The following is a 15,394-nucleotide window of genomic DNA, read 5'->3' as shown; positions in this document are numbered from 1 at the left end:
ACGTATACCCTGATTCTTGTAAGAACCAGAGTTAAAAGCAAAACCCTTCTTGTGGCTAACTACATCCCCCAAGTGAATCTCTTGCCATCCCTTAGGCACCATAACCGAGCTCCTCAAGATAGTTGGCCATCTCGCTTTCCAGCGCGGCAAGTTGGGTTTTCAGTTGTTCGCGCTCGGCACGCACAGCCAGCAGATCGATCTCCTCCTCTTCTTCGAAGGTATCCACATAGCGGGGGATATTGAGGTTGTAGTCGTTCTCCTTGATCTCTTTGAGCGAGGCAAGGTAGGCGTATTTATCAACATTGCCGCCATTGCGATAGGTGGCAACGATCTTGGCGATATTGTCCGCACTTAGCAGGTTCTGGTTTTTACCCGCCTTGAACTCGCGGCTGGCGTCGATAAACAGCACATTGTCATCCACCTTCTGCTTTTTAAAGATCAGGATGGCGGCGGGGATGCCGGTGCCGTAGAAGAGTTTCTCCGGCAGGCCGATCACCGCATCGAGCAGGTTCTCGTCGATCAACTGCTGACGAATCTTGCCCTCGCTGGAACCCCGGAATAACACGCCGTGGGGCACCACGACCCCCATGCGGCCGCTCTTGGGTTTCAGGGTCTCAATCATATGGAGGATAAAGGCGTAATCCCCCTTGGTTTTGGGCGGGATCCCGCGCTTGAAGCGACCGAACTTATCGTTGCCCGCCTCCTCATAACCCCATTTATCCAGCGAAAAGGGCGGGTTGGCGGTCACGATATCGAAGCGCATCAGATCGCCGTTTTTATCGAGCAACTTGGGGTTGCGGATGGTATCGCCCCACTCAATCTTGTGGTTGTCTTCCCCGTGCAGGAACATGTTCATCTTGGCCAGCGACCAGGTCGAACCGATGGCCTCCTGCCCGTAGAGGGCGTAGTGCTTCTCGCCATGGTTTGCCACCACCTTGCGGCCGCACTTCATCAACAGTGACCCGGAGCCACAGGCCGGATCGCAGATGGTGTCGCCCGGCATCGGCTCCAGCAACTCGGCGATAAGATCGGAAACTTCGGGCGGGGTATAGAACTCCCCCGCCTTCTGGCCGCCGCTGGCGGCGAAGTTCTTGATGAGATACTCGTAGGCGTTGCCGATCACATCCAGGGTGCCGACCCGGCTCGGTTTGAGGTTGAGCTCATCCTTGGCAAAGTCTTCCATCAAATGGCGCAGTATGGTGTTCTTCTGCTTCTCTTCGCCGAGGCGGTCGGTGTTGAAGCTGATGTCCTGAAACACGCTCTTGCCCGCGTCTTTGAGCTTGGTGCCATTGGCCTCTTCGATGGCGTGCAGCGCCTGATCGATCCGCTCGCCGTTGCCCGGCTCGTGACGACGCTCGAACAGGCTGTAGAAGCTGGCCTGTTTGGGCAGCACGAAGCGCTCGTTTTTGAGCATCTCTTCAATGAGCTCCGGCTCATCGCCATATTCGGCCTTGTAGCCATCGTAGTGATCCTGCCAGACATCGGAGATGTATTTCAGGAACAGCATGGTGAGCACGAAATCTTTATAGGTATCGGCACTGATGGTGCCCCGGAAGGTATCACAGGCAGACCAGAGGGCCTTGTTGATATCGTCCTGGTTTATCGAGGTAGTCATAAGTCACAATTCCTTGGGTATTTCTTGGAAAAATGGGCTGCTCAGCGAAACTATTTCGCTGGCTGATCGGATTGTTCGAGCAGGTTGGCAGCGATGGCCTGCATCATCTGCTCGCCGTTACGTTGCAGTTGTTGCATCAGGCTCCGTTCTTCACGCAGGCTGTGGGCCAGCTTCATGATGGCGGCCTGTCTCGCAAGAGATGGGATGCCGATAGGGGCCTCCTCCAACACCTGACGGCGAATACTTTTTGCCGCGCTGCCTTCGGCGTGCAGTTCGAAGTAGCGTTGGCAAGGGGACTGATTGAGCTGCCAGGCCAGAAATTCGGGACTGAGCGCCTCGCTATGCAACCGCACCACATAGAAGTGGGGGGCGGCTACGGCGGGCAATGATGCAAGCCCGGTATCAACCAGCACGGCATAGTTAGTACTGCCACGGGCAGCCACCAAGATATCGCCGGTTTGCAGCCAGTCAGGCTCCTTCTTGCTGGTAGGCTCAGAACGAAGGCAGGCAGACCAGTCAACCCCCCCTTCTGGCGAGGCATCTCTCATCTGCACCACGGCCATGCAGCCGGAATCGATCTCCGGGATCTTGCCGCGATAGGGGTGCCCAGCACTGATGGTGGCAATTTGGTTCAGCTTCACAAAAATCTCTTCATCGTTAATGATGCAGTTACAGTGTGTCGCATCTGACGCTACTGAGTCAATATCAATGCCCGTCATTTTGCATCAATAGGAATGATGCTTTTATGTGTGCCATTGACAAGAGGTAGACCCTGACCTGCCTGAAAGATCCAACCGAGATCATTTTGTAATTTAATTACAGTTAATCACCGCAAAAAATAAAAAGGCCCTGCTGTTGCAGGGCCGTTGAGTTTCCAACTCAATTGTCGGTTTCCAACTTAATTGTCCGTGATCAACAACGCAGTGAATTGCCACAACCTATGTGGTTGACATTTAATTAATTTTCTATATAAAAGTACAATAAGTCTCATAGCAATTACCTGAGACAATTACATAGCTTTTATAGCTACCGATAATTGCGTAAGTTATTGAAATTGAAGGTTATATTTGTGCTGCAACATGTGAGAATGAGGGTTCGAATCCCTCCCTCACCGCCAAATAAAACAAAAAGCCCCGTCGAAAGACGGGGCTTTTTGTTTTATCCGGTGACGGGCGGCTTGGTTCGGGCCCTGGTTCGACAGGCGGGCAGGATAGCCCGCATGGACGGCCAGAGGCCGCCCGCAGGGCGAGCGCCAGGGACGGCGCGAGTCAATCCCGACCCATCCTCAGATGTTAAAACCGACCTCATGGTCGGTTTTTTGCTTTGGGGAAGCGTCATCAGCTCATCTCGAAGAGGGGGGGGGGGTGAGAATCCTCGCCGGGTTCGAGCAGAGCAGCTTGCCGGGATGAACGGCCGCAGGCCGCCCCGAAGGGGTGAGCCACGCAGTGGCGAATCATCCCTCCCTCACCGCCAAATAAAACAAAAGGCCCCGTCGAAAGACGGGGCCTTTTGTTTTATCCGGTGATGGGCGGCTCGGTTCGGGCCCTGGTTCGACAGGCGGGCAGGATAGCCCGCAGGGCGATCGCCAGGGATGGCGCGAGTCAATCCCGACCCATTCTCAGATGTCAGAACCGGCCAGATGGTCGGTTTTTTGCTTTGGGGAAAAGTCATCAGCTCATGTCGAAGAGGGAAGGTGAGAATCCTTGCCTGGTTCAAGCAGAGCAGCTTGCTGCGATGAACGGCCGCAGGCCGCCCCGAAGGGGTGAGCCACGCAGCGGTGAATCATCCCGCCCATACAGCCAACTAAAACAAAAGGGCCGTCGCGAGACAGGCCCTTTTGTTTTAGTTGCCGACAATCTGATCTTGCCTGTGATGGGGGTGGCTCGCAGGCGAAGCGGAGATGCCGCTGGTCTGGTTTGGGGAAGCAGCTTGGAGGCAGAGATAAACTCCGCCACGCGCAATATGTTGCATTCATACCAGTCATTTATGCTGCATGTGCAAGGTTTAATGGGTAAATGCATTGATTGCGCAACTTGTTGCGTCATGGTGTAGGTGCGCGAATCGGTTTTCTATTCAACTATTTGTTTTAAAACAAAAAAATGTATTGGCATGGTCACTGCTAACGGATTCGGACGAGTGTCATAACCGTTCAACCATCAGGAGCAATTCCATGCCAACTCCATGTTATATCAGCATCGAAGGTCAAACCCAGGGCAACATCACTGCCGGTGCTTTCACCTCCGATTCCGTCGGCAACATCTTCGTGCAGGGCCATGAAGACGAGATGCTGGTACAAGAGTTCCAGCACGTCGTCACCGTACCGACCGATCCGCAATCCGGCCAGCCGGCGGGTCAACGTGTCCACAAGCCGTTCAAGTTCACCGTTGCCCTGAACAAGGCCGTGCCGCTGATGTACAACTCCCTGGCCTCCGGCGAGATGCTGCCGAAAGTGACCCTGAAGTGGTACCGCACCTCCGTCGAGGGCAAGCAGGAGCACTTCTTCAGCACTGTGCTGACCGATGCCACCATCGTCGACATCGACTGCCAGATGCCCCACTGCCAGGATCCGGCGAAGTCCGACTTCACCCAGCTGATCCAGGTCTCCATGGCCTACCGCAAGATCGACTGGGAGCACACCGTTGCCGGCACCTCTGGTGCGGATGACTGGCGTGCGCCGATCGAAGCGTAATTCCGAGCCAAAGGGCACTGCTTGCGGTGCCCTTTTATCGTCTCTGCAAGGACAACCTGCCCGGAGACCGTATTTCCGATTTTTCAACCCACGCATTTTTTCTTCTGTCCGTTTGCCTGGTGTGAGCGGGTGCAAGAAAAAATCCGAGTTTACGTCTTGCCGCACGCCGTCAAGGGCGTGCGGCAGCCATGGTGAAAGAAAAATCCAGGCGATGGCGAAGCTCTCACACGGCTTGATGTGCCCCACCTGATGGGGCCGCACGATATTTCAGGGGCGCGCAGCGATGGCAGACAGCACAGGATTACAATTTACCGTCAAGGTGGGGGCCCTGCCCGAGAGCACCTTCGTGGTGGCCGAGTTTGCGCTGGATGAAGCGCTCAACCGGCCGTTCAATCTGCGCCTGGAGCTGGCGAGTGCCCAGCCCGACATCGACGTTGGCGCCGTGCTGGACCAGCCGTGCGAGCTGATGGTGTGGTACAACGGCGAGCTGCAGCGCCGGGTGTGCGGGGTGGTGAGTGACTTAGCGCAGGGTGACAGCGGCTTTCGCCGCACCCGCTATCAGCTCATGGTGCAACCGGCCCTGTGGCGTCTGTCACTTCGCCAGAACTCCCGCATCTTCCAGGCACAAAAGCCCGATGAAATCCTCAGTATTCTTTTGCAAGAGCATGGCATCACCGACTATGCCTTTGCGCTCAAAAACGAGCATGCCCAGCGGGAATACTGTGTTCAGTACCGGGAAACCGACCTCGACTTTGTGAACCGCCTCGCCGCCGAAGAGGGGATGTTCTACTTCCACGAGTTTGAAGCGGGCAAGCACCGTATCGTGTTTGCAGACGACGCGGCTGCCCTGACTGCCGGCCCCGAGCTCTTCTTCAACCTCGGCAACCGCTCGCTGGAGCAGGGCCCCTATGTGCGCCAGTTCCACTACCGCGAAGCGGTGCGTCCCTCGGATGTGGAGCTCAAGGACTACAGCTTCAAGACCCCGGCCTATGGTCTCTCTCACAAGAAGCAGGGCACAGAGCTCGAGCACCAACGGGATACCTACCAGCACTTCGATTTCCCGGGCCGCTACAAACAGGATGGCAGCGGCAAGGCCTTTGCCCAGCATCGGCTCGATGCCCTGCGCAACGATGCTGTGGAGGGCCAGGCTAAGTCCAACTGCGCGGCCTTGCAGCCGGGGCAGACCTTCTCGCTCACCGAGCACCCTAACGGCAGCCTCCACACCGACTGGCAAATCGTGCGCATCCAGCACACCGGCTTGCAGCCGCAGGCGCTGGAAGAGGAGGGGGGCAGCGGCCCCACCGTCTATCACAACGAATTCGGCGTAGTGAAAGCCAGCACTACCTGGCGGGCACGCATCGGCAGCCCGGAGGCCCCTCACAAGCCGATGGTGGACGGCCCGCAAATCGCCATGGTGGTGGGTCCCGAGGGGGAGGAGATTTACTGCGACGAGCACGGCCGGGTGAAGCTGCAATTCCCGTGGGACAGATATGGCAGCTCCAACGACCAGAGTTCCTGCTGGGTGCGCGTATCCCAGGGCTGGGCCGGCGGTCAGTACGGCATGATGGCCATCCCGCGTATCGGCCACGAAGTTATCGTCTCATTCCTGGAGGGGGACCCCGACCAACCCATCGTGACCGGTCGCACCTATCACGCCACCAACCGGCCGCCATACGAGTTGCCTGCCAACAAGACCCGCACCGTGCTGCGCACCGAGACCCACCAGGGGGAGGGTTTCAACGAGCTGCGTTTTGAAGACCAGGCGGGTCAGGAAGAGATTTATATCCACGGTCAGAAAGACCTGAACGTGCTTATCGAGAACGACGCCGCCTGGCACATCAAGCACGACGAACACAGGGACATCGACAATGAGCGGGTGACCCGCATCAAGGCCAATGATCACCTCACTGTGAACGGTGAAAAACGGGATCACATCAAGGGGGACTACTCACTCGGCGTTGACACCTCCATGCATCAAAAACTCGGTCAGCGCTGGCTCACCCAGGCGGGGCAGGAAGTGCACGTCAAAGCCGGTGCCAAGGTGGTGCTGGAGGCGGGCTCAGACATTACCGTCAAGGTGGGCGGCTGCTTCATCAGGGTCGATGGCGGCGGCGTCACCCTGGTGGGGCCCACCATCAAGATGAACTCGGGCGGCAGCCCGGGTGCCGGCTCGGGATGGGGCGGCAAGTCACCATTGGGCCCTCTGGGTGTCAGTGTTCCCCCCAAACCCAAGGTACCGCTCACGCCTGCCCAACTGGCCACCATGAAGAGTGCCGCCCCTTTCTGTGAAGAGTGTGAAAAATGCAAGGAGGGTGGCTGTGAGATTTGAGAGCACACCGCTGGAAGCGTGGATACAGAGGCAATCAGCCCCTCTTTATGCCGTGCTGGCGGGGGCCTGCGATGCGGCTCCCTTGCAGCACTACTACCAGCTCGATGGCCGCGAAACGCCACGCGGGCTCTATCTCGGCACCCCTTATGAAGACTGGCATCCCGTCATGCCCTATCTGGTGGCCCTCGACAAGGAGAGCCCCTTTATCGAGTGGGCGCAGGGCGCCGAGGCGAGAGACTGGGGCTGGATAGTGGCGAGCGAGCAGCCTGTCGATGCCCTCTATGCCCATCTGCAGGGGCTGACCCAGATCTGGCACCAGGGGGAGGCGGTCTTCTTCCGTTACTGGGATGGCGTGTATCTGAAACGCATTCTGGTCCAGCTGGGAGAGGGCTTCACCGCCCTGCTGCCTGGAGTGAACGGGATCTGGGTCGGGGGGGACGGCTTCGAATGGGCTGCGTCAGAAGCCGCAGCATCACGCGCATTCCCCTGGTGGGAGCTGCCCCCTGCCATTGCCGCGACCTTGGCGAGACAGGATCCCGCCCCTCTTATCAACAACCTGATGCAGCAGTTGGCGGATCACAACGGTCAGCTCTACTGGGCGTTTCCCGAGGCGAACCTGCGCTGCAAGGTCGCCCGCTTTGTTTCCCGTCATCCATCCCCCGATATCGATCTGTTTCCGGCGCTGGAAGCGGCGCTGATCAATGAGGTTCAAGCATGAGCAATGTCGGCCAGGCCGTCTTCAACGAAGTGATCGCCGATTATCGCAACGTCCTAAGTGCCTATCGCAAGGATGCCGAGAGTTTCTTCCTGGGTGACATGCTCAGCATGGACATGGAGCAGACCATCAAGGTGGGCGACAAGACCATCACGGCATCGTCCGGCAGCAAGAAGGCGCAGTCCGTGGTGACGCAGTGCCCGCTAAGCGGCACGCTGCGGTTGGTTCATCTGTTCGAATCCGTCAGGTTTATTCCCATCGGCAATACCCCGTACAAGGTGGAGGCGGGGAAACTGGTGCGCGGACGTTTTGTCAGCGAGGCGGTAGCCAAGGAGGGAACCCTGGATGCCAAGGGTATTGCCGAGGTTGGTAAGCTGACCCCGGGCAAGTCCTATCGGGTGACCTTCTACCCCAATGTGAAGAAGAGCGACCTGGATACGCTGTTTGCCTCTTATGCCCCGGTTCAAAAAGATCTGGAGGCATGGCTTACCAAGGAGTGGAACAGTGAGCACAAGGCGGCCTGGGCCCGTTACAGCGGCACTGGTGGCGGGTTTGGCGGCCATGCGCTGGCGGCGGCAAGCGGTATCGGCAAGGCACTGGTCGGGGTGTGGGACGATCTTAAAACCATCTACAACCTGCTGGCCGATCCGGTAGGCAACGCCAAAAAGCTGGCCGAGTTCGGCGTGGACGCAGCGGCCATGGCCAAGGCCGGAGCCTCCCAGATGGAAGCTGCCATGCTGGTACTGCAAGATGAGGCGCTGCTTTATCTTTATGCCTATGCCCTGGTGTGCTGGGTCAAGATGCTGCCCCCGGATCAGCAGACCGAGTTTGGTGCTCAGGTAATTTCGTCGGTACTGATTGACGTGATCATCGGGGTGGTGCTGACCGGCGGGGCAGGCCTGGCTGCACGCTATGGTGCCAAGGCTGCCACCATGGCCAAGAACAGTGACCGTGTCATGCGACTGGTCACCTCCCTGGTCAATCTCTCCAAAAAGCACAATTTGGCCCTGCACGCCCAGCAGGCGAAGAAGGTGCTGGTCGCCGGGGCTGCACCGTTGAGCCCGGCCAAAAAAGCGGATCTCAAGCTGGTCGATGGCAATGCCAACACGCTGGTGGAAAAAGGCACGGCGGCCAAACGCCGATTCCAGGGGCACACCGAGATCAAACAGGTGAACAAGACACCTGATGCCTCCAAGCAAGCAGTTACCCCGAATAACCGGCCCCATCAACCGGAAGCCAGCACCTGCAAGAACAACTGCCCGGTCTCCATGGTGACGGGGGAAGAGTTGCTGGCACTGCAAGATGGCGAACTGCCGGGTCTGCTTCCCTTTGTCTTCGGGCGCCTCTATCGCACCTCTGCCGTCGCGCAATCCTGCGGCATGGGGCTTGGCTGGACGCATGCCCTTGCGCACCGACTTGAACGTCACGGCGATACCCTGACCTGGTGGGATGAGGAGTCCCTGGCAACGGAACTGCCGTTGCCATCAGCCGCCAGACCCATGGTGACCAATCTGCTGTCGGAGGCGGCGGTCTACCTCGGTGACGAGGCTGATGAAGTGATCCTGGCCAAGGCCGGTTCGCCATTCCTGCATTTTACCTGGCATGGCGAGATTGGACGGCTGACCGGTTTTTCCGATCCCTACGGCAATCGACTGACAGTGCGTTCTGACCGTCAAGGGCGCCCCGCCTGGGTTGAAAATGACGCTGGGCTGGCCCTTCGTCTCGCTTACGAGGGCGACCACATCATGGCGCTCGAGTTGCAGCGCTTTGATGGCATTGCCTGGCAGCCCCAGGCCACGCTGCAACGCTACCACTACGATGACCATGGTCACCTGGTGGCGGCCGAGAATGGGGCCGGGGAGTGCGAGCGGTATCGCTATCGTGATGATGGGGTCATTGTTGAGCGCCGTCTGGCTGGCGGTGCCTGTTTCTTCTGGGAGTGGGAAGGGGAAGGCAAGGCTGCCCGCGCCATCCGCCACTGGAGCGATGTGGCGGGTTTTGATGTCACCTATGGCTGGGATGATGACAAGGGCGAGGTGACGGTACTCAATGCCGATGGCAGTCAGGAGGTGTATCAGCACGACAGCCAGGCACGTCTTGTCCGCCAGCAGGATCCGGATGGGGCTATAACCGAGTTTACCTACAACGACAAGGGTCAGAAAGTACTGGCCCGTGATCCGCTGGGGGCCGAGACCCATTATCACTACGACGAAGAGGGGATGTTGGCCCTCGAAGTGGCTCCCGACGGCAGTCAGACTGCCTATCACTACTGGGATGGCCGGGTTCGCAAGGTAGTGCAGGGGGAGCGCGAATGGCGCTTTGAGCACAATCCGCAAGGGGATCTGATTGCCAGGCGGGATCCCCTGGGGAACGAAACCCGTTATGGCTATACCCCTCAGGGCAAGCTGTGCTCTGTGGTTCACCCGGACAGCACCCGCACCGAATTGGTATGGAACCGCCTTGGCCAACTGATCGAAGAAAAAGGGGTCGATGGCGGGATAAGCCGCTGGCGCTATGACGAGCGGGGCCGCCAGACCGTGCGGCAAGACCCGCGTGGCGCAATCACACGCTATGAATGGGACGCGGCAGATCGCCTCAGTGCCGTCCATTTGCCCGGGGGCGGCGTTCGCCGCTATGAGTACAACGCCTATGGCAAGGTCACGGCGCAGTGGGACGAGCTGGGTCGCGAGACACGTTTCGAATATCACCCCGGCCTGCATCTGGTGAGTCGGCGCATCAACCCCGATGGCAGCGAGCTCAAATACCGCTACGACAACGCCAAGCTCTTTCTCAGCGAGATCGAGAACGAGCATGGTGAACAGCATCGTATCCATTACCATCCCAACGGGCTGGTGGCACGGGAAACCGGCTTTGATGGTCGTACCACCGCCTACCGATATGATCTCAACGGACGCCTGAGCGAAAAAGTGGAGTTCGGCAAGCAGGGGACCGAACTGGTCACCCGCTATGAGCGCGACCCCATGGGGCGCTTGCTGAAAAAATTCCTGCCAGATGGTCGCGAGATCGCCTTCGAGTATGACGGCCACGGTCAGCTCATCCGGGTCGACGATGGTGCCTGGCCCCTGGCATTTGACTACGATGGTGCTGGTCATCTGGTGGCCGAGCATCAGGGGTGGGCCTCAAGCCATTTCCGATACGATGCCATGGGACGGTTGTCACACTGGCAACTGCCCGACGGCAACTGGCTTGGCTATCACTATCAGCACGGCGCGCTTGGCGGCATTGATCTCAACGGCGCCGAACTCACGCGCCACCAGGTGGTGGGTGGGCTTGAGCTGCGCAGGCAGCAAGGGGCACTGACCCAGCAGTACGAATATGACGAGCAGGGGCGCCTCTCGGCACTGCGTCTGCAGCGGGGCAAGCAGGTCGCCCGCGAGCGGCGCTATGGCTATGACAGAACAGGCAACCTGCTGCGCATCGATGACAGCGTGCAGGGGGAGCAGCACTACCGCTACGATCCGCTGGACCGCTTGCTGGAGGTGCGGGGCGAGCTGACCGAGCGCTTCTTGCATGATCCGGCCGGCAACCTCCTGGGTGAGCGTTCGGGTGGTCAGTTCGATGGGGCTCGCACCCAGGGGAATCGGCTGCTGTTGAGTGGCGATCGCCACTTCGAGTACGACGAATTTGGCCGCTTGGCGCTGGAGCGGCGCGGCAAGGGTCAGCAACTGGTGACCCGCTATCACTACGACTGCCAGCACCAGCTGGTGAGGGCCGAACTGCCCGATGGCAACACTGCCTGTTATGACTACGATGCCTTTGGTCGCCGCATTCGCAAGACGGTAAAGGGAGCAAAAGGCGAGCAGGTTACCGAATTCCTGTGGCAGGCCAACAACCTGATTGCCGAGAGCAGCTATCAGCTAGGTGATGATCTGCGCCGTACTGACGAGCGGTACCGCAGTTTTATCTATGAACCCGGCAGTTTCAAACCCCTGGCACAGCTGGAAGGGGAAGGACAGGAGGCCGAGGTATTCCACTACCAGCTTGACCACCTGGGCACTCCCTTGGCACTGACCCGCACAAGCGGGGCCACCGCCTGGCAGGTGCGCTATCGAGCCTATGGCAATGTCTGGCGTGAAGAAATTGCCGAGGTGGCAACGCCCTTGCGTTTCCAGGGGCAGTATTTTGACGCCGAGACGGGGCTTCACTATAACCGCCACCGCTACTACCAGCCCGATACGGGTAGATTTATCACCCCTGACCCGATAGGTTTGGCCGGTGGCCTTAACAATTATCAGTATGCTCCTAACCCGACTGGCTGGGTGGATCCACTGGGGCTAAGCAATGTGCCGGGACAGTGTCCATTGGATACACCTAGAGCTCGGATCCCAGTTGAGCAGCAAGATGTATTCAAACAATTTGAGCAGCATCATACTGGCCAGTTTAACGATGACCATGCATTGGTTAGCGCATTTGAGAATGTGAGGGACAATGAGTCCCCATGGCCTGTTGGGTTTACTCCTAAGACGCGAATTATTCAGCCTGGAGAACGTTTTAATATGATCACTAATGAGGGCAGAGCTCAGTTTCCAGGTCAATTTGGTACTCAAAGTGAGATCCCTAACTCTAGCTTTGGTAGAGCAAATCTCGCAATCAAAGAAGAATGGAAAGGAACACTTGATAGAAGAGTTACCTATGAAGTACAACGTCCATTTGACATAGAATATGGTCCCGTTGGACCACAAATAGAAAAAATGTCTGATGGTTCATACAAGTATTATCCAGGGGGAGGAGAACAGATTAGACTTCTTTACAAAGATTTCGAAAATGCTGTTCCCAGTAAGAAAAATAATTATACAGATAACGCTTACCTAAAAATAATCTCTGATATAGCTTTGCCACAGGAGTGAAAATGAGGGTTGACTTAAATGAGAATGATATTTCTTGGATTTATGATGGTAAAGAAATAAAAGTGATAGGTGATTATGTTGACGCTGCTTATGATAAGAGGTTAGATGGTGTGGCGGCTTTAAATGCCTCTGGCATTAGTTTTTTTGATAAGGAGGGAGATTTACTTTTCATTACCCGTTTTTCATTTAAAGAACCTGGTAGTTGCATATATTGCTTAGCAAACCAATCAGCTTCCGCAGAAAAAACAGTGAGAGTTGTTCTTGCACATGAACCGTCATTTAAAGGTGAGCGTTTTTGGCAACATGATATTAATATTGAAAATGGAACTATTTCAGAGCCACTTGCAAAATGGCGATGAATGAAAGAGTAGCTCCCCTCCGGGGATACATAATGCAAGGATGAGGTGATAGTCGGTTTAAATATAAAGTGCTACTGGTAATGAACCAGGGGCAATTTCTGGTGAGTGGGTTCCTGGCGGGAAAACTAAAGGTGGGGCAAAATAAGCCGCATTGCATGGTGCGGAAAACATAAAACATGATGGATATATTGTATGGAGATGGTATTCACCTGACAGTTGCCCACAAAAGGGAGTGGTCATACGGCTTCAAACCGGATAACAAAACGGTACCCCTACCGTGTTATCTGGAGTCACCGTATGACCACCAACGAGAAAGTAGCACGTCGTAAACTCAGCTTGCTAGAGCTCGCCAAAGAGCTCAATAACGTCAGCACAGCCTGCAAGCTCATCGGCTACAGCCGCCAGCAGTTCTATGAGATTCGCCGTAACTACCAGACCTATGGGGCTGAAGGCTTGCTCGACAAACTCCCCGGCTGTAAAGGGGCGCATCCCAACCGGGTCACTCCCGAGATTGAACAGGCTATCCTCGATTCATGTACAGAACCTTAAGCGGCAAGCGAATTAATAATACCGTCTAACGTGTTGTTTTGCTTGGATTTTCTCTGCCTACTCTTTTTGCCGTTTTTGGATAAATACACCATTGCCCACTCCAACTTCTCTGTTATTTCCTGCCACGCACCATGGATGATGCTCGCCAATATCGGCATTAACCAAAGCGCGCTGTTTTTGGCAATCTTCAGCATCGATAACTCCGCGCTGCCAATCAGCGTCAGCGCCAGCCGACGTTTGACCAGCAAGGCCAGCAAACTAGCCCAGATCAAGCCTTCCGCTATCGCTTTTTGTCGTGTCGCGAACGCCTTCAACCGGTTATGTGATTTCAGCTCTTTGAACAACAGTTCGATCTGCCAACGGCAACGATACAATGCCATCACCTTCTCGGCTGGCCATCGCTCACGCGGAAGATTGGTCATCCATATACAGAACCGTTTTTCCTCTGCAAACCAACGTCTTATGAGTCGATATTTATACTTTCCCGAACTCACATCCAGATCCAGAACCTCGGCTCTGCAGCTTCTCCGATCGATATCCTTGAGCTTTTTTCCGAGTAACTTGGGCATTTCCCTGCCGTCCTGTCGGTAAGCTGCCTGTACTTTGGGATTGAGATTTTGACTCCCTCTGACCAGATAGCTTCCTTTGGCTTTGGTCACATCAGCAAAGTACTCGCGGCTGATGTAACCGGCATCCGCCAATAACAGTTTGTTATTTAACGAATTTGCGGCCGGAAGATGCTTGCGCTCCGATTCGGTATCCGCCGTGATACTCATCGATATCGGCGACTGGTCCAGCAAGGACATGGTCATATGACACTCTACCGCAGCGGGGCTGTGCTTATTGAATCGGCCCGGGAAATGTTCTGCCAATTGCGGATGTAACGCGAATGACGACCCGTCCTGCAGCAGTACCTGCTCAAAGCCTGCCAGTCCGTGGGCGTCCGGTAGACACTCCTTGAGGCGTAAGGCGATGGCTCGTTCAACCAGTGCGCGCATGAACAAGGGAAAACCCTGCTTGCGTAACTGGTTGTGAAAGGGTTTATACGCTATTTGGTCAGTATCATGGAGCTGCAACGCATTGAAATGGCGATGCAAACCAGCAATACCATCCACCTTGTCGCAACCAAGCCCTGAGAGCAGAGCCGGGAGTAGTCTCGCAGGCTGGATATCCCGGAGTCGCTGACAAAAACCGGTAAATTTACCGATCCGGTTGAGTTCAGAAGAGCTAAGAAGTTGCTTGAGGTACTGGGTTGCATTGATAATAGTCATGGCTTCGGGCGTGTCGGTTTTTTTTTGCGATTAAATCAGATCACAAACGAAGCCTTTTTTCTATCTATTTCAATTGGTTGTAGCTAAAGATCCTGTACATGATCCTCGATTACTCTCTCACCAGACCAACCCATGGCCCGCAGCGGGTCGCGCAAGAACTGGCTCTGCAAGGCATCAACGTCAGTGCGGGCGGTGTGCGTGGCGTGTGGCAACGTCACGACTTGCTCTCCAAGCATGACCGCTTGTTGCGCCTCGAGAAAACCCACAGGGAACAGACGATTGAGCTCAATGACGAGCAGATCCGCCTGCTCGAGCGCTTCAGCCCCGAGTTCCGAGAACGTCAGATAGAGGTCCACTACACCGGGGAACTGGTGGCGGTCGACACCTTCTTCGTCGGCGCACTCAAGGGGGTGGGCAAGGTGTATCTGCAAACCGTACTGGACTGCTACAGCCGCCACGCCTGGGGACGGCTCTATATCAGCAAGCTGCCGGTGACCTCGGTCCATGTGCTCAACGAAACGGTCCTGCCGTTCTTCGAGGCTCACGAGGCTCACGAGGCGCGGGTCTATACCATCCTGTCGGACAACGGGCGCGAGTTCTGCGGACGCCCTGACCATCACCCCTACGAGCTGTTCCTGCAACTGGAGGGGATTGAGCACCGGACCACCAAGGTACGCAGGCCGCAGAGCAACGGCTTTATCGAGCGGCTACATCGCACCCTGCTGGATGAACATTTCCGTATCAAGGGGAGGACAACCTGGTATGAGTCGGTAGAGCAGATGCAGACAGACCTGGACAGCTATCTGGATCACTACAACACCCAGCGGCCACATCAGGGCAGGATGATGGAAGGACAGACTCCCTACAGCATGTTCAAAAAGGGTCTGAAATTGATACCGAAGGAAGTGCGCACTAAAGTAGCGTAAACAAGACACCGGTTTGAGGCCGGTGTCAGGTGATAACTAGATCTGTACAGATATATCGAAAATCTGCTTAGTT

The 15,394-nt window shown here is 56.3% G+C and carries 8 protein-coding genes, 2 other RNA genes and 2 pseudogenes; 9 read left to right on the top strand and 3 right to left on the bottom strand.

Features of this window, described 5'->3' with window-relative positions; translation table 11 throughout:
* Positions 1-91 precede the first annotated feature (91 nt).
* On the bottom strand, positions 92-1,615 hold the full coding sequence (locus H7R73_RS14430; RefSeq protein ID WP_182951295.1) for a type I restriction-modification system subunit M: 1,524 nt from the start codon (positions 1,613-1,615) through the stop codon (positions 92-94).
* A 50-nt stretch (positions 1,616-1,665) separates the two neighbouring features.
* A complete protein-coding gene (locus tag H7R73_RS14425) occupies positions 1,666-2,256 on the bottom strand; it encodes a restriction endonuclease subunit S (protein ID WP_182951294.1) in 591 nt (196 codons plus the stop codon).
* Between the two features lie 702 nt (positions 2,257-2,958).
* Between H7R73_RS14425 and H7R73_RS14420 the strand changes: the two genes are divergently transcribed.
* The 8 genes and pseudogenes from H7R73_RS14420 to H7R73_RS14385 form a co-directional block, all read left to right on the top strand.
* Positions 2,959-3,088: non-coding RNA, RtT sRNA (locus H7R73_RS14420), on the top strand.
* A 200-nt stretch (positions 3,089-3,288) separates the two neighbouring features.
* Positions 3,289-3,417, top strand: a non-coding RNA gene (locus H7R73_RS14415) — RtT sRNA.
* 368 nt (positions 3,418-3,785) lie between these two features.
* A complete protein-coding gene (hcp1, locus tag H7R73_RS14410; protein WP_042015720.1) occupies positions 3,786-4,304 on the top strand; it encodes a type VI secretion system effector Hcp1 in 519 nt (172 codons plus the stop codon).
* Between the two features lie 283 nt (positions 4,305-4,587).
* Entirely contained in the window at positions 4,588-6,633 is a 2,046-nt protein-coding gene (locus tag H7R73_RS14405; protein WP_182951293.1) for a type VI secretion system Vgr family protein, read from the top strand.
* A complete protein-coding gene (locus tag H7R73_RS14400) occupies positions 6,623-7,351 on the top strand; it encodes a DUF4123 domain-containing protein (protein WP_048207456.1) in 729 nt (242 codons plus the stop codon). Before H7R73_RS14405 ends, H7R73_RS14400 begins: the two co-directional genes overlap by 11 nt.
* On the top strand, positions 7,348-12,216 hold the full coding sequence (locus tag H7R73_RS14395; protein WP_182951292.1) for an RHS repeat-associated core domain-containing protein: 4,869 nt from the start codon (positions 7,348-7,350) through the stop codon (positions 12,214-12,216). The genes H7R73_RS14400 and H7R73_RS14395 overlap by 4 nt, the downstream gene beginning before the upstream one ends.
* Positions 12,217-12,218: 2 nt before the next feature.
* Positions 12,219-12,575: a hypothetical protein gene (locus H7R73_RS14390; protein WP_158657311.1), complete on the top strand. Its 357-nt coding sequence runs from the start codon at positions 12,219-12,221 to the stop codon at positions 12,573-12,575.
* A 297-nt stretch (positions 12,576-12,872) separates the two neighbouring features.
* A pseudogene (locus tag H7R73_RS14385) lies at positions 12,873-13,121 on the top strand (helix-turn-helix domain-containing protein); the annotation flags it as partial.
* Here H7R73_RS14385 and H7R73_RS14380 read toward each other — a convergent pair.
* A complete protein-coding gene (locus tag H7R73_RS14380; protein ID WP_011191341.1) occupies positions 13,121-14,395 on the bottom strand; it encodes an IS4-like element ISApu2 family transposase in 1,275 nt (424 codons plus the stop codon). The pseudogene H7R73_RS14385 and the gene H7R73_RS14380 overlap by 1 nt on opposite strands.
* 101 nt (positions 14,396-14,496) lie before the next feature.
* On the opposite strand from H7R73_RS14380, the pseudogene H7R73_RS14375 reads away from it, so the two are divergent.
* Positions 14,497-15,321: pseudogene (locus tag H7R73_RS14375) on the top strand (integrase core domain-containing protein); the annotation flags it as partial.
* Positions 15,322-15,394 lie beyond the last annotated feature (73 nt).

Origin of the sequence: Aeromonas sp. WP2-W18-CRE-05 (assembly GCF_014168615.1) — a bacterium.
In the GTDB taxonomy this organism is placed as follows: Bacteria; Pseudomonadota; Gammaproteobacteria; order Enterobacterales; family Aeromonadaceae; genus Aeromonas; species Aeromonas caviae.
The sequence above is the reverse complement of the archived record's forward strand: the minus strand, read 5'-3'. Positions and strand labels throughout refer to the sequence as shown.